This window comes from Aminicella lysinilytica, from assembly GCF_004362975.1.
Classification (GTDB): Bacteria; Bacillota; Clostridia; order Peptostreptococcales; family Anaerovoracaceae; genus Aminicella; species Aminicella lysinilytica.
On record NZ_SNXO01000020.1, the window covers coordinates 1 to 16,289 of the forward strand.

Annotated in this window: 15 protein-coding genes; 2 read left to right on the forward strand and 13 right to left on the reverse strand. The window is 45.9% G+C overall.

Annotated features, from left to right (window positions below):
• The first annotated feature begins 210 nt into the window (after positions 1-210).
• Positions 211-1,515 carry a uracil permease gene (uraA, locus tag EV211_RS06260; protein WP_133528570.1) on the forward strand — a complete coding sequence of 435 codons (1,305 nt, stop codon included), beginning with the start codon at positions 211-213 and terminating at the stop codon, positions 1,513-1,515.
• A 446-nt stretch (positions 1,516-1,961) separates the two neighbouring features.
• Here uraA and EV211_RS06265 read toward each other — a convergent pair whose 3' ends face one another.
• From EV211_RS06265 to EV211_RS06275, 3 genes are all read right to left on the reverse strand, one after another.
• Entirely contained in the window at positions 1,962-4,241 is a 2,280-nt protein-coding gene (locus EV211_RS06265; RefSeq protein ID WP_133528571.1) for a cation:proton antiporter, read from the reverse strand.
• A gap of 128 nt (positions 4,242-4,369) precedes the next feature.
• On the reverse strand, positions 4,370-4,786 hold the full coding sequence (locus EV211_RS06270) for a Fur family transcriptional regulator (RefSeq protein WP_133528572.1): 417 nt from the start codon (positions 4,784-4,786) through the stop codon (positions 4,370-4,372).
• Positions 4,786-6,321: a catalase gene (locus tag EV211_RS06275; RefSeq protein WP_279222021.1), complete on the reverse strand. Its 1,536-nt coding sequence runs from the start codon at positions 6,319-6,321 to the stop codon at positions 4,786-4,788. Before EV211_RS06275 ends, EV211_RS06270 begins: the two co-directional genes overlap by 1 nt.
• A 157-nt stretch (positions 6,322-6,478) precedes the next feature.
• Here EV211_RS06275 and EV211_RS06280 point away from each other — a divergent pair, with 157 nt between their 5' ends.
• A complete protein-coding gene (locus EV211_RS06280; protein WP_133528573.1) occupies positions 6,479-7,330 on the forward strand; it encodes an EFR1 family ferrodoxin in 852 nt (283 codons plus the stop codon).
• 71 nt (positions 7,331-7,401) lie between these two features.
• On the opposite strand, the gene tsf is transcribed toward EV211_RS06280, so the two are convergent.
• The 10 genes from tsf to EV211_RS06330 all read right to left on the reverse strand — a co-directional run bounded on the left by tsf (position 7,402) and on the right by EV211_RS06330 (position 16,206).
• A complete protein-coding gene (gene tsf / locus EV211_RS06285) occupies positions 7,402-8,313 on the reverse strand; it encodes a translation elongation factor Ts (protein ID WP_133528574.1) in 912 nt (303 codons plus the stop codon).
• 26 nt (positions 8,314-8,339) lie between these two features.
• Positions 8,340-9,131, reverse strand: coding sequence for a 30S ribosomal protein S2 (rpsB, locus tag EV211_RS06290; protein ID WP_133528575.1), 792 nt, complete (start codon positions 9,129-9,131; stop codon positions 8,340-8,342).
• Positions 9,132-9,337: 206 nt separating this feature from the next.
• Positions 9,338-9,673 (reverse strand): LytTR family transcriptional regulator DNA-binding domain-containing protein, encoded by a 336-nt coding sequence (locus EV211_RS06295; RefSeq protein WP_133528576.1) that lies wholly within the window; start codon positions 9,671-9,673, stop codon positions 9,338-9,340.
• Positions 9,674-9,915: 242 nt separating this feature from the next.
• A complete protein-coding gene (locus EV211_RS06300; RefSeq protein WP_133528577.1) occupies positions 9,916-11,361 on the reverse strand; it encodes an aminoacyl-histidine dipeptidase in 1,446 nt (481 codons plus the stop codon).
• Positions 11,354-11,734: a hypothetical protein gene (locus EV211_RS06305; protein WP_133528578.1), complete on the reverse strand. Its 381-nt coding sequence runs from the start codon at positions 11,732-11,734 to the stop codon at positions 11,354-11,356. The genes EV211_RS06300 and EV211_RS06305 overlap by 8 nt, the downstream gene beginning before the upstream one ends.
• Positions 11,735-11,746: 12 nt before the next feature.
• The gene (locus EV211_RS06310; RefSeq protein ID WP_133528579.1) at positions 11,747-12,121 is read right to left on the reverse strand and encodes a PqqD family protein; all 375 of its coding nucleotides are present in this window, start codon (positions 12,119-12,121) and stop codon (positions 11,747-11,749) included.
• Positions 12,108-14,054 carry an OPT family oligopeptide transporter gene (locus tag EV211_RS06315; RefSeq protein ID WP_133528580.1) on the reverse strand — a complete coding sequence of 649 codons (1,947 nt, stop codon included), beginning with the start codon at positions 14,052-14,054 and terminating at the stop codon, positions 12,108-12,110. Before EV211_RS06315 ends, EV211_RS06310 begins: the two co-directional genes overlap by 14 nt.
• 294 nt (positions 14,055-14,348) lie before the next feature.
• Positions 14,349-14,591 carry a DNA-directed RNA polymerase subunit omega gene (rpoZ, locus tag EV211_RS06320; RefSeq protein ID WP_133528581.1) on the reverse strand — a complete coding sequence of 81 codons (243 nt, stop codon included), beginning with the start codon at positions 14,589-14,591 and terminating at the stop codon, positions 14,349-14,351.
• Positions 14,591-15,223: a guanylate kinase gene (gene gmk, locus EV211_RS06325; RefSeq protein ID WP_133528582.1), complete on the reverse strand. Its 633-nt coding sequence runs from the start codon at positions 15,221-15,223 to the stop codon at positions 14,591-14,593. The genes rpoZ and gmk overlap by 1 nt, the downstream gene beginning before the upstream one ends.
• 98 nt (positions 15,224-15,321) lie before the next feature.
• Complete coding sequence (locus tag EV211_RS06330; protein WP_133528583.1) at positions 15,322-16,206, reverse strand: YicC/YloC family endoribonuclease; 885 nt, start codon at positions 16,204-16,206, stop codon at positions 15,322-15,324.
• Positions 16,207-16,289 lie beyond the last annotated feature (83 nt).

Genomic DNA, 16,289 nt, shown 5'->3' on the forward strand with positions numbered 1-16,289 from the left:
TCCTTTCTGTTGTTTGTTTGTTTAGAATTCTATTTTAACACAGAAACTGATCTCTATTCTATTATCTATATTACCAACAACTATTTTACACTATCTTGGCAACGGTCCCTTTCCTTTTGGCAAAAAAACTGATTGCAGAATTCCACAATAGTAGTATAATAATTCTAAGTGTAAATTTATTCGTTAGTATTGTTTGAGAACGGAGGAAACATGAGCAATCAGATAATCCAAGTACAGGAGAAAGTGCCTCTAAAACGAGGTATCCCTCTCAGCATCCAGCACACTTTCGCAATGTTCAGCGCATCGGTGCTGGTACCATACTTACTCGGGATAAGTCCTGCTATCGCCCTTTTAATGAATGGCGTCGGCACACTTATCTTTATTTTTATAACAAAGGGAAAATCCCCGGCCTACCTTGGCTCCAGTTTTGCCTTTATATCGCCGGCCCTTCTGGTCATCAATAATCCGCACCTGGGTTATCAGTACGCCTTAGGCGGTTTCGTTATCACCGGACTCATATTCATAGTTGTGGCTATCATCATCAAGTTCGTCGGAGTACATTGGATAGATGTTATCCTGCCGCCGGCAGCTATGGGTCCCGTAGTAGCCCTCATCGGCCTGGAACTGGCGAAAAACGCCGCTCAGAACGGTGGTATCGTTCTTACCGATACTTACACTCAGATAAATCCTAAATTTGTCATAGTCTTCGTAGTGACACTGCTCATGGCTGTGCTCGGTCAGATCCTCTTCAGAGGTTTCGCCGCTGCCATAGCTATTCTCATATCCATCATCACAGGTTACTGCCTGGCCCTGGCTGTCGGCATAGTTGATTTCTCAGCAGTGCAGACTCAGACATGGCTGGCCCTTCCTAATTTCCTGACGCCTAAGTTCAGCCTTCAGGCTATCCTGATAATAATACCTGCGTCTCTGGTAGTTATTTCAGAGCACATAGGCCATCAGGTAGTTACATCGGAAATAGTCGGAACCAATCTTCTTGAAGATCCAGGCCTCCACAGAACTCTTATTTCAGACGGTATATCAACTGCACTATCCGGACTTTGCGGTTCTGTGCCAACGACTACATACGGCGAGAATATCGGCGTTATGGCTATAACAAAGGTTTACTCGGTGTGGGTCATCGGCGGTGCGGCTGTTTTCTCTATCTGTCTTTCATTCATAGGCAAGGCTTCCGGTCTGATCCAGACCATACCGGCCCCTGTTATGGGCGGCGTCAGTTTCCTGCTTTACGGAATGATTGCGGCATCGGGAATCAGGCTCATGGTAGATGCTAAGATAGATTACTCGAGACCGCGTAATCTTGCTCTGACTTCTGTGATTTTCATCACAGGTCTTTCCGGAGCATTTATCAAGATCGGCGAAGTTGAACTTACAGGTATGTGCCTTGCCACTATCGTGGGTATGGTCCTGGGCCTGACATTCTTCATCCTTGACAAACTCAAGCTTACTAACGATTATGAGGAGAATGAAGCTGATAGTAGTGACTCGCAACGCTAGTCCTCGTGCGCGAACAGACACTTGCGCCTTATAAAACCAAGAATAGAGCACTATGCAAACTTGTTGAAGCTAACGGAGCCTCTACGAGGCTCTAAAGTGTTAATGCTCATTCATATAGTGGTGTATTATCAAGTAATCGGTTAGACACAATACAACCTGGCGCATCTAACGGGGCCCGAGTGATTCCGCAGGAGCAGCAACAACCATAGTCGCAGACGAGCAACAAGGGCAGCTAAATGTGTGGCGCTGTCTGAGACGAAATAAAAAAGAGAATCACGAAGAGTAAATCGTACTTGTATGATTTACCTGAGTGATTCTCTTTTTAAAGGCTCCAAAGGAGACTTTAGATATTTCGTCGAGTTCGCCGCATATTCTGCCCTTGGCGAGTGAGACTATATGGTTGTATGCGACGAGGACCTAGCGAGGGGTCCGTTGGGATGCGCCCCCTATTCAGGCGTAATGCTCAGGGCCTCCAGACGCCCCACATTATTATTCGAACCCATGACCCAGATCACATCGCCCTTCCTTAAAATCAGATGCGGATCCGGCATCATTATCGGATAACCATCCTTTTGTAATCCCAGGACCACACAGTGCCACTTATCCAGCATCCTGCTGCTCAGGATCGCCTGGCCACTGTAAGGCTCATCCCCTGTCAGCCTGATAACGCCGCAGGCAAGAGCATGATCCGTATCCCCATAGTCCGTCTCCATAAATTCTTCCAGCGTGCGTATAGCCCGCTTCGGCTCAACGCCAATGAGCCTGTAATAATTCTGCAGAGATTTTTTGTCGCCAACAGCATATATTTTGTCCCCGGCGTGGACGTGAGTCCTGCCGCCCGGCAACAAAAGATACTTGCCAGTGCGATTCAGATGCATTTTGACCACGTAAACATTGTGATTTTTGCCCCAGTGAAGTTCACTCAGAGATTTGCCTATGTACGGCGCGTCGAGAGGCACGAAGAACGATATGATGTTAATATCCTCGTCCAGCCACTCCTGTTTGCCGTGCTCAGCCTCTTCCCTGTGAATGGTTTTTTCATTAAGGTTGCGCAGGAACCGGGTTTCCATCTGAATATATGATGTCGACACTATGTCGGTCTTTCCGACAATAATTATAGCCGCGAGTATAGGCACTATAGCAATGAGCCAGTGGACGCCGTAGAATTTGATAATAGGTATCATTGCTATGGCAATTACCACTATGACCTTGACCAGGACCAGAACCACCAGAGGCGGTCTGTTGGCTTTGCTGGTGAGCCACAGATGAGTGAATGAAGTGTTATGAAGATTCATGAACGGCTTCAGGAAAATAGCTATTACCAGATAGATCATCACACAGGTAAGGGCATCTGCGCCCATAGAAGGCAGCCAGCTGTTAAGCACAGGGGCCAGGAAGCGCACTCCCAGAACTGCAGTAACCAGCATTATCACTCCATATACTACCAGCCTTGAGAAAAACCCCTTGCTATGGATGACCCAGTCCTGGTCCTTTTCTTCTTCTATGTGGTCGTTGGATGTGTACTGACGCAGTTTGTCCTTAAGCTTATCCGGCAGATGTTCCTCCAGATATTCACATACGCTGTTGGAATGACTGATCAGCGATGGCGTGCAGAGTATGGTGATTATCGACGCCGCGACTATTATAGGATACAGATATGAATCCATGACACCTAGAGAAATCCCCAGTGACGCGATGATAAACGAGAACTCGCCAATAGGAGCCAGACTGAAACCGCTCTTCACAGCTGTGTTCAGACTTTGTCCCGACAGGATCATGCCCGCCATGGCGAAGACCAGCTTGGCACCAACGGCTACCACTGCTATTATTATTATCGATACCCAGTTAGTCGCGATAACGTGAGGATCTACCATCATTCCAACAGAAAGGAAGAAGATAGCTCCAAACATATCCTTGACGCCCCGGGTGGTCCGCTCAACTCTGGCGGCGTGTCTGGTGCCGGCGAAGAGGGATCCTGCCAGGAAGGCGCCCAGCTCCACGGAAAAACCGATACGCCTTGCAATGAGCGCCATACCGAAGCAGATGCCCAGAGACAGCACGGTCACCATCTCATCGTTCATGATGCTCATTATTCTGTTTAAAACAGTCGGCAGCAGGAATATGCCCAGTATCAGCCAGATTATCAGGTAGCAGCCCATGAGCGCCAGATTGCCGGCAAAATCCGCACCGCTTACTTTTTGTCCCACGGAGAATGTAGAGAGCACTACGATCATAAATACTCCCAGCACATCCTCCATTATCAGCGTGCCCATGACCAGCGATGTGTACTTTTCCTTACGCAGGCCCAACTCGTCGAAGCTCCGCTTGATGACGACAGTTGAACTGATGGAAATCATAGCGCCGAGGAAGATACTGTTCATGGTGGAGAGGCCTATAAGACTGCCGAAAAGGTAGCCTACGAGCATGACTCCGGACATTTTCACCAAGGCGGTTATTATGGCTGTGCTTCCGATTTTTGCCAGTTGATGGAAGTCGAATTCCAGGCCTATATGGAACAGGATAATTATGACGCCGATCTCGCTCCAGGTATTGATAGAGCTGGTATCTTCCACGTTGAAGAACATAGGGAAATAAGGGCTTATGAGAAAACCTACCGCAATGTAACCGATGATCACCGGCAGCTTCAGCTTTTTGAAGATAACGCTGACTACACCTGCTGACAGCAGCATTATAGCCAGGTCCGATAAAAGCGATGGTATATGCATGAGCCCTCCTTAATTCTTGTATCAGTATAAATACATTTTCTGATATCATTATATATTATCCTGAGGTCTGTAACAAGGGCAAACACAGAAAAAACCGGCCCCGTCTGCTGGCGGAGCCGATTTTCTGATCAATTGTTTTTCTCTATCCCGGCGCACTGCGGGCACAGACCTACAAGGAGCAGCCTGTGGCCTTCTATCCGAAATCCTTCCATAGATCCCGGTGCCACATTCAGTGAATCGTCATACTCCAGCGGCGTATCGAAGACCTTATGGCATTTTCTACAGAGAAAATGATAGTGATTCTGCTCTCTGCAATCGAAATGGTCAGGTCCGACAGGCATGGTCAGCTTGCTGATCTCTCCCATTTCAACCAGCTGGTTCAGATTCCTGTAAACGGTGCCCCTGCTTATAGCCGGTTCCTTAATTCTGGAAAGCTCATAGATCTCGTCTGCTGTCGGATGATCGTAATTATCCTTCATTATCCCAGCTATTAGATTCCGCTGTTGACTGTTGCGTATCTTCAAGGAAATCATGCCCCCTGTCATTATTTAGGCGTCGTCTCCCTGTTGAGCTCATCGTTGCTCAATTTGGAGAGTTTCTCGACCTTGGACATATCAAGTCCCATTGCTTTGGTTATTCTCTCGCCGTATTCTTTGTCGGCAAGGTAGCAGTGAACTGCATGGCGATACTTGATATTTTCTGTAACAGGCTCTATGTCGCCGGCTGTATTCTGTATGAGTATCTCCTTCTTATCCTCCGTCAAAACGCGCCACAGATCGCCTCCGGCCCTGAAATCGTCATTGTTAGGGTCGTCCTTCGGATCATAATTCCACATGGCACCATTGATATCCAATGGAGGTTCCATGACCTCAGGTTGAGCCGTCCATACTCCCGCACTGTTCGGGGAATATGCCGGCGCTCCGCCATAATTGCCGTCTGTGCGCATAGCTCCATCACGGTGGAAATCAGCTACGCCGCCTTTGACGCCTTTAGCCTGGTTTACAGGTATCAGATTGTGATTCACTCCCAGGCGGTAACGCTGAGCGTCGCCATAAACAAAAAGTCTGCCCTGGAGGAATTTATCCGGGGAGAATCCTATGCCTGGCACTACATGGGCCGGCGTGAACGCAGCCTGCTCTACCTCTGCGAAATAATTCTCCGGCCAGCGGTTCAACTCCAGCTCGCCTACTTCTATAAGCGGGAAGTCCTTGTGACGCCAGATCTTGGTTATGTCGAAAGGATTCTCATAGTAATTCTTCGCCTGTTCTTCTGTCATGATCTGCACATACATGGTCCACTTAGGGAAATCTCCTCTTTCAATGGCGTTATACAGATCGTGGCCTGAACTTTCTCTATCCATTCCGTTGATTTTCTCAGCCTCTTCGTTGCTGTAATTCTTGATGCCCTGCTGAGTCTTGAAGTGGAACTTGCACCATACTCTCTCGTTTTTATCGTTATAGAATGAGAATGTATGCTCGCCGAAGAGGTGCATGTGCCTGAAGCCTGCAGGTATTCCGCGGTCAGACATTACGACGGTTATCTGGTGATGGCATTCCGGCAACAAAGTCCAGAAATCCCAGTTGTTCTGGGCGCTGCGCATGCCTGTATGGGGATCTCTCTTGACGGCCCTGTTCAGGTCAGGGAAATTATGCACATCGCGGATGAAAAATGTCGGCGTATTGTTGCCTACCAGATCCCAGTTGCCTTCTTCTGTATAGAACTTAATGGCAACTCCGCGGATATCTCTCTCAGCATCCGCTGCTCCTCTCTCACCGGCAACTGTTGAAAACCTGGTGAACACTTCAGTTTCCTTGCCGATTTCCGAGAATATCTTAGCCTTGGTATACTGGGTTATATCGTGGGTAACGGTGAATTTCCCGTAAGCGCCCCAGCCCTTGGCATGCATTCTGCGCTCAGGTATGACTTCCCTGTCGAAATGAGCCAGCTTCTCCATGAGCCACACATCCTGCATTACCACAGGCCCTCTCGGTCCGGCGGTAATAGAATTTTCATTGTCCGCAACTGGTGCTCCGACTTCATTGGTCAGATTCTTAAGATTCTTGTTGTCTTCCTTCATCATTATCTCCTTTCATCAGATACTGATTGAGTTATCCTTCTTTGCTTATCAGTAATGAGTCCTATTATTATACCTTTCTTCGGTATATTTATCAAACTATTTTGACAATAGACTATATGCCTTTAATATGATATAGTCTTATTAAGAAATGGAGGCATTCATGGAAATCAGAAAAGTTTACGGGCTCTTCTTCAGTCCGACGGGAAATACTGAAAAGGTAGTAACGGCAATAGCTGACAGCCTGGCTGCTGATGCAGGATACATAGACATTACACTCCCCGGGGCCAGAGAATCCGTCAGGGAATTTGCTGCTGATACCCTGGTTGTAGTTGGCTCGCCTGTCTACGCAGGCCGCGTACCCAACAAAATGCTTCCTTATTTTCAGTCTATGCTGAAGGGTAATGGGGCTCTGGCTGTTCCCGTGGTGACCTTTGGCAACCGCAATTTTGATAACGCTCTTGCTGAACTCCGGGATCTTCTGGAGGCCGATGGCTTTCATACTGTTGCCGGCGCTGCCGTGCCTTGTCAGCACGCCTTCACCGAAGTTCTCGCCCCGGGTCGTCCCCATGCAGAAGATCTGCGCGACCTTGAGGCCTTTGCCCATGCTATAACAAAAAAGACAGCCCAGCTGGATTTTGCACCTGTTGAAGCTGTTTCTGTGCCAGGTGATTCCCCTGCAACCAAGTATTACACGCCTATGGGCATGGACGGCAAGCCCGCAGTGTTTCTTAAGACCAGGCCTGAAACAGACCCAGACAAATGCACCGGCTGCGGCCTTTGCGCAGAAGTCTGCCCTATGGGGTCTATCGACATTGCCAGCAGTTCCGAAATCGCAGGTTCTGCCAACGCATACACCCAGCCGAAAATCACCAGCATATGCATCAAGTGTCAGTCCTGCATAGAAAAATGTCCAGCACAGGCCATGTATTTCAGCGATGAACGCTTTCTGTCACATGTTGCTATGCTGGAGCATAATTATACTGACCATAGTGAAATCAGACTATTTTTATAAAGTAAAACCCCTCGGCACGCATGACGCGCATCCAAGGGGTTTTTAATAATCATTTATCTACTCGTCTGGAATTATTTGCCCATCTGAGCGGCAACTTCAGCTGCGAAATCTTCTTCCTTCTTCTCGATTCCTTCGCCTACCTCATAACGTACCATTTCTGTTACTGCCATGTCCTTGCCTAGAGCCTTAGCTGATTCAGCTACATACTCTTCAACTGTCTGATCGCTGTTCTTAACGAACTTCTGGTCTACCAGGCATACTTCTTTCAGTACTGACTTCATCTTACCAGGCAGGATCTTCTCTACCAGGTTCTCAGGTTTGCCTTCATTGATCAATGTCTGTCTGGCGATTTCTTTCTCGTCTTCCAGCCATTTATGGTCTACTTCATTATCATTTACGAATCTTGGGCTCATAGAAGCTACCTGCATAGCAACGTCCTTGCCTAATGTCTCTATCTCAGCTGCATCAGCATCTGTCTTGATTCCTACGATAACTCCGATAGTTCCGCCGCCGTGGATGTAGTCTGTGTAAACTGTTCCCGGTGTAGCGAACTTCTGGAATCTTCTGATGTTCATGTTCTCACCGATCTTGCTGATCTTACCTGTGAGAGCTTCCTGAACTGTGCCGCCATCAAATGACATAGCCATGAAATCTTCCATAGAAGTGTTCTTGGTTGTAAGAGCGAGTTTAGCAAGATTCTCTACGAACTCGATGAACTCAGGGTTCTTAGCAACGAAGTCTGTCTCTGAGTTTACCTCAACAACAGCTGCTTCCTTATGATCTTCAGAAAGAGCTACTCTTACGAGTCCCTCTGCTGCGATTCTGTCAGCCTTCTTAGCTGCCTTGGAAAGTCCCTTCTCACGAAGTACGTCGATAGCCTTATCTATATCTCCATCAGTTTCGACCAAAGCGTTCTTGCAATCCATCATGCCTGCGCCGGTCTTATCTCTTAATTCTTTAACAAGTTTTGCAGTTACTGCCATATCTGTTTCCTCCTTGATACTGTAGTTTACTCAGCTGCTGCTTCTGTAGCCGCAGCTTCAACTGTTTCTTCTGCAACCGGTGCTACTTCAGCCGTCTCAGCCTCTGCGCCTTCTGCAGGTCCCTCATCAAAGCTCTCGCCCTGGTTTCCTTCAATAACAGCGTCAGCCATCTTTCCTGCGATAAGTTTCACAGCTCTGATAGCATCGTCGTTTGCTGGAATGATGTAATCAACATCATCTGGGTCACAGTTAGTATCTACGATACCAATGATAGGAATATTCAGGATCCTCGCTTCTTTAACTGCGATTCTTTCCTTCTTAGGATCTACGATGAACAGAGCTCCAGGCATTCCCTTCATATCTCTGATTCCGCCTAAGTATTTGTCTAATTTATCATGCTCAGCTGTCAGCTTGGACACTTCCTTCTTAGAAAGTTTCTCGAATGTTCCATCCTCTTCCATCTTCTCGATGTCGTTGAGTCTCTTGATTCTTCCGCTGATTGTCTTATAGTTTGTCAGCATTCCGCCAAGCCATCTCTCGCTTACGTAATACTGTCCGCATCTCTTAGCCTCATCAACGATAGCGTTCTGAGCCTGTTTCTTAGTTCCTACGAACAGGATAGGTTTTCCTGATTCTCCAACTTTTCTCATGAAATCGTATGCTTCGTCAACTTTCTTAACTGTCTTCTGTAAGTCGATAATGTAGATACCATTTCTCTCTGTGAAGATGTATGGAGCCATCTTAGGGTTCCATCTTCTGGTCTGGTGTCCGAAATGAACACCGGCTTCTAGTAATTGTTTCATTGAAATTACTGCCATTATATTTTCCTCCTGGTTTTACCATCCACTCGATCTTATTCTGCATAAAACCGCATAATTCTGCGGCACCACTGTGCTTATGACCGAGTGTGCTAATTATTACTTCGGTTCGAAAGACGAGCCAACAAATATTATATTAGATTTTCCTTGCAAATGCAAGCGTTTTCTGCTATTTTCAGCCGTAGATTTCCATTTTTCTACCCTATTTAACTGCCATTCCTTATATGTTCGTTATATACCTGTCTGGTCTTGGCGAAATTCTCTCTTCCCATGACCATATTATTCCCGCCAAAAAATTCTATTTTCCTTTCCTCCATTGATTCTACCTGATCCAGATTGATTATGCATCCGGCCATACACGTATAAAACCTGCTGTCAAGATAGTCTGTGACTTCTTCGATTTTCCCATAGATCTCGTACTCTTCTTCAGCAGTGATTACCTTCAGTTTCCTATGATCCCGCTCAATAGCCTGAACATCGCTCACTCTCACCCTGGTACTCTTATCCCTGGTGATTATAGGAATATACTTCACACATTTCATAACAATTGTTCCTCCTGATAACGATTGATTATTTTACAAGTATTAAAGTCTCCGAAAGTCATTATATTACAATATTCTGACAATGTGTATTAGCAAAATGCGACAAAGGTATCAGGGCTTCGGCGTTCTGCGACAAAATCCGACCAAGCCAAACTTCCGTCCCGGGGTTTCTGCCTATGCCAGCAAAAAAACGTCCCCGACTGCGGTATACCGCGGCCGGGGACAGTTTGATCAATTGCTTACTATTTACTTTCCTTGAGGATCTCACATACTAACTTCCATGTTCTTTCAACTGAAGGAATAGAAAGTCTTTCTTCTGAAGTATGTACGCCTGTCATGTCAGGTCCGATGGATACGGCGTCTATCTTGCCATCCATTTTGCCTGCAAACAGTCCACACTCAAGACCAGCGTGTATAGCCTCGATCTTTGGTTCCTCGCCATACTGAGCTTTGTACACTCTGACACTTGTATCACGCATTTCCGAATCAGCCAGGTACTCCCATCCAGGATATGCTCCTGAATATTCTACCTTGCCGCCTACGGCTGCGCTCAGGCTTTCCAGTTTGTCGCAGAGAGCATCTCTTCTCGTTTCTACAGCACTTCTGACCGCATACATTGCAGTCATTTCTGTATCTGTTAAAGCAAGTGCTCCCAGGTTCAGACTGGTTTCAACCAACCCCTCGATATCCATGCTCATATGCTGGATACCATAAGGTGAATTCATCAGATATGTAATCACCTTGTAAACGCTGTCAGCGTCCAGGGCCTTTACTGTCTTGTCGCCTTCACAACTGCTGGTGATGGCAACTCCCGGATCTGCAGTTTTGAACTCGTGCTTTATTACTCGATCCAATTCCTTAACTGCATCTTCAAGTTTCTTACCATCGGCAGCTATGACCTCTGCTTCTGTTTTCTTACAGATAGCATTGTCTGCTACGCCACCGCCAAGTGAAAGGATCTTGATGTCGGTTTTCTTAGCAATGTTGTATAATACTCTTCCCATGATAATGTTAGAATTACCACGTTCTTTATCAATTTCCTGACCGGAATGTCCGCCAAGTAATCCGCCTACTGTGACTTTATACAGCTTGCCGGACACTTCGGCTCTCTTTACAGGTACGAAGGCCTTGGCAGTAACGCCTCCGGCACAGCTTACAGTAAAGATTCCCTCGTCTTCGGAATCGATGTTAAGCATTTTCTCTGCTGTGATGTGTGACATGTCCAAGGCTTCTGCTCCCAGCATGCCTATCTCTTCATCTACCGTGAAGATACATTCCAATCTAGGATGCTGTAGTTCTGAGGAATCCATAGCTGCGAGAGCCATTGCTACTGCAATGCCATCGTCTCCGCCAAGAGTAGTTCCCTCAGCATATAGCCAGTCTCCGTCTACGCCAAGCCTTAATCCTTCCTTTGCCATATCTATATCGCTTTCAGGAGTCTTATCACATACCATGTCCATATGGCCCTGAATTATAATTGGCGCGGATTTCTCGTATCCCTTAGTCGCTTCCTTGATGACGATCACATTGTTCACATCATCCTGATAGTGCTCAAGGTTCCTGTCTTCCGCAAATTTAACCAGATAATCGCTTATCTGCTTTGTGTTTCTAGAGCCATGAGGAATCGCGCAAATCTGTTTAAAAAAGTCGAAAACCTCTTTAGGTTGAAGATTATTTAATTCACTCATTTTCTTTGCCCTCCTTAGGCGGAAGACGATATACCGTCTCCCCTTTATCATTTGTATCTTCTGTAACATAATTGTTTCTCAGCATGTAATCTATGAGCTTTTCCTGGAATCCTGCTCCATTGGCAATTACCGCCGTTTTCTTAGAGTAAAATTCCTTGGCTTTGATATTCTTGATAACATAGCCAACACCGTCTGCAGTGATAGTATCATTCTGCTTCAGGTACTTGCGCACGCGCATAGTTCCATTGTTGAAAAGCATATCCATTAACCGCTCGTCTTCATGGATTTTCTTTTGTGTTCCTATAACATACAGAGTTGCCGTCGCTATGGCGAAAAGCAGAACTCCGATAATTATAATAAGTGTATGGTTCATAAAATTTACCCTTTACTTTTTATACGAGACGAAATGGACGTTTTCCAAAGTATAGAAATACTTGGCAAGTCTTTCGTACAAAGGTTCCGCATCTTTTCCAAATTTAGCCTTTACTAAGACGCCTATTTCATAGATGCTACGTTCTCCGTCGATCTGCAGCCAGACAAAACTGCCAAACTTATCAAGATCAACGTTGCTCACTCTAGGTGATTTAAAAAATTTCTGTGCCAGTGTATTATATACACCGGTATTCTCCTGTTGAACCGTAACCAGACCATTATTCTCAGTCCAGGCAAAATCCCCGTTGCGCACAGGGATCTTGTCCAGATAATTATCTTTGAATTTGTCTTTATTACTTTGTTCTGTATTCTGATTAAGCCGCTTCATTTTTATCATCTACATATAGTTTCTTATCCCACAGTGAGAACTTGAGAACTATCAGTAAGAGTGCGATGAAGAAGATCAGTCCGCCCCAGTTACCAAGTGAAAGCTTGGATGAAACATCTATGATCGTTCCAAGGCTTGTTCCGTGTACGGTTATTACTGCGAATACAGCTAACAGTATACCAACGATTCCTTCGCCGGCGATCATTCCTGATGAGAACAGTACGCCACTTGTGATGACGTTGTTTCTCGTCTTCTCGTTGTTGAATTTTCTCTTCTCGAACCACAGCTTGAGAAGTCCGCCGCACATCAGTGGTGTTGACAGATGGATAGGCAGGTACAGGCCGATTGCTACCGGCAGTACAGGGATCTGCAGTATCTCGATGATAACCGCTACGAATACTCCTACGAATACCAGATTCCAAGGAAGGTTTCCGCCCATAACGCCTTCAACTACGACCTTCATCAGTGTAGCCTGTGGTGCTGGCAGTTCCTTAGAACCGAAGCCCCATGCTGCATTGAGCAGATACAGAACTCCTGCGATAGCAAGTCCTGAAGCAACAGTACCGATCAATTCGCCGACCTGCTGTCTCCAAGGAGTAGCTCCTACGATGTATCCTGTCTTCAGGTCCTGTGACATATCACCGGCCATAGCAGCTACGATACAGATTATAGTACCTATCATGATAGCTGTTACCATTCCGGATGAACCTGTGTCTCCTGTTGCCTTGAGCAGGATAGTAGCGATAAGCAGTGTAGCTATTGCCATTCCTGATACAGGGTTGTTGGAGCTTCCTACAAGACCAACCATTCTGGATGATACTGTAGCGAAGAAGAATCCGAAGATTATGATGATCAGGCAACTGCCGATTCCAAGTGGAATTGCAGGAACCAGAAGCAATATAGCCATTACGATGATCAGCAGTCCGATCAGGTATTTGCCTGACAGGTCTGTGTTAGTTCTTGTAATAGCAAGATCTGAACCTTCTTTATTCTTAAGACTTGACATACTCTCTGAGAATGTCTTGATGATCAGAGGCAGTGATTTAACCAGGGAAATGATTCCGCCGGCAGCAACTGCTCCTGCTCCGATGTATCTTACATATGATGACCAGATTCCCCATGTGTCCATCTGACTGATAGGAACATTCGATGGGAACATTACCATGTCTCCTCCGAAAGCCTTGATCATAGGCATAATGATAAACCATGCCAGTGTACCACCGGCCAGCATGTATGATGAGATCCTGGCTCCGCAGATGTAACCAACGCCTGCCAGTGCAGGAAGTACATCCATACCGATTCCAGATCCGTCATACTTCTTGAATGACCAGTCGATCTCACTTGGGAATAATTTGATTCCGTCTGCGATGAACTTGTAAACTGCTGCGATGCCCAGTCCGATAAATACTGTGCTTGCTGCTGTTCCGCCTTCTTCTCCAGCCATGAGGACTTCTGCGCATGCAGTTCCTTCAGGATAAGGAAGAACGCCGTGTTCCTTAACGATAAGCGCTTTTCTAAGAGGTACCATGAATACAACTCCCAGAAGTCCGCCTGCTATACATACAAGAGCCATTGTCATGTAGTTAGGCGCTACTGCCTTACCTTCTGCAACCCACATAAATACTGCAGGTAATGTGAAGATAGCTCCTGCTGCCAGCGACTCGCCGGCTGATCCGATTGTCTGAACCATATTGTTCTCCAGGATCGAATCCTTCTTCATAATTAGTCTGATAATACCCATCGATATTACTGCTGCCGGAATAGATGCCGAAACAGTCATACCTACTCGCAATCCCAGGTAAGCATTAGCTGCACCAAATACGATTGCGAGAACAATGCCTAGAATTATAGATGTTACTGTAAATTCTGGCATTATTTTGTCAGCCGATATAAACGGCTTGAACTCTCCCTTATTAGGGGCATTGTTCTCCATACTTTTTATCTCCTTTCATAATAAAGCACATAGTGGGTCTAAGCCCACGATGCCTATTATAGCACCTATCTATAAGTCATTCAAACTAAATTAAACAAAATTCATAAATACTAATCAGATAATTGTATTTTTTTAAGTGCAGCACAAACAAATTACATGTAATTTGTTGCGTCGCACATTTTCATCGGAATAAAGCAGTAAAGTATTTTGATAAAAACAGTCATACAAAGAGGAGACCATACTTATATGATCTCCCCAAGTGTTCACCCTTAAATTCCGTAGTGACAGTCTGTCCTATTCTTCGGTTTTCTCTGCAGACGCATCATGAGCGTCGTCCATAGCGCTCTCATCACGGCTGTAAGTGATAAGATCCTCGGCGATCTCGTGAGCCGCAATTGAAACAGGCTGATCCACAGCCGTATCCGTCAAAGCCGGTTTGCCGTCGATTAGATCGCGTGCCCTCTTGGCAGCCAGTACTACCAGCGTATAACGGCTATCAGCCTTTTTTCTGATTTTATTGATCGATGGATATAACATTATATCTCCTCCTTATACTTGTCTATAAGTTTATAAATGTTCTTCGACACTCTGGAATGCTCAGCTGTGACAATGGCCTTGACCCTGTCCACTGCTTCCGAAAGTTCTCCGTTCACTACTACATAATCATATTTATCTATATAAGATATTTCCTTCAGAGTCTGAGACAGCCGCATATTGATGGCCTCTCTGCTGTCAGTGCCCCGCCCGGTTATTCTCTTACGCAGTTCTGCCATAGAAGGTGGCAGTATGAAAATAAATATGCCGTTTGGATAGGCGTTCTTCACATTCAGCGCACCTTGTATATCTATTTCCAATACTACATCTATGCCCTGCTGAAGTTTCTCCAGAACTTTCGCCTTAGGTGTCCCGTAACAATTACCGTAGACCTCCGCATGTTCCAGGAATCCATCTTCTTCAATAGTAGCCTGAAATTTCTCCTTAGTGGCAAAATAGTAACTTTCTCCGTCTATTTCACCCTTGCGGGGTTGCCTGGTAGTCATGGATATAGACAGGCTCATTCTGTCAGGATCGCAATCCTCCAGCAGGCCCTTGCATATAGTGCCTTTGCCTGCGCCCGATGGTCCTGAGATTATAAATAATTTTCCGGAATGCTGGTCGTATAGATCCATATAAATCTCCCTTTGATTTCTATTTCGAAAGAATATTATATCAGTTTATGGAAATTTCTTCAAGGACATTTCCCCTATTTATGAGATTTTATTCGGATTTATTCGATATTCTGGACCTGCTCCCTGATTTTCTCGATTTCCGCCTTTACCTGCAGCATCAGATTGGTGACCGTAAGGTCGTTTGCCTTGGAGCCTATGGTGTTTGCCTCGCGATTCATTTCCTGCACAAGGAAGTCAAGCTTCTTGCCGTCAGCACCTGTGCTCTCGTTGATTATCTCCTTCATTTGGTCCATATGACTCTTAAGTCTGGTGAGTTCCTCTGTAATATTGCACTTGTCTGCAAATACTGCCGCCTCTATCATTATTCTGTCTTCCGGGATTTCCACACTGCCTTCAAGAAGCTCAGAAATGCGTTCCTTCAGTTTTCTGGCGTATTCTTTAGGAACATCCTCCGACTTGGCCTCAATCTGAGCCACCAGATCCTTGATCAGATCAGCGCGCATGAGCAGATCCTTGGAAAGTTTTTCGCCCTCGACCGCTCTCATAGCCTCCAGATTCTCAGCAGCTTCCTTAGTCGGCGTCAGTATGCAGCGGGTCATTTCCTCCTCATCCTCTACATCAGGCACCTGCCTCAGCACCTCCGGCATGCCGGCGATAAGCTTAAGATCAATGTCGCCATCCAGCAAAAACTCCGACTTCAGATCATTCAGGTTGGAAATATACTGCTCAGCTACCATTTTGTTCAATGATATATTCACGTCGCTTTCGGTAATGTTCTCGACCATGATAGACACGTCCACCTTACCGCGCTTGACATTGTTTTTAACTGCTTTCTTAACTTTGTTCTCAACGAAGGAATAACGGCGTGGCATCTTCACGGAAATATCGCTGTAGCGATGATTCACGGACTTGATCTCCACTGTTATATTTCTTTTTCCATCATTGAATTCCCCACGGCCGAAGCCTGTCATACTTTTAATCATAATTGCCTTCTTACCTCCCACTGTTTCTCTGCTGATATTCTACCATATCAGGCCCTCGTTGACAAACATTACCGTCACAGAGT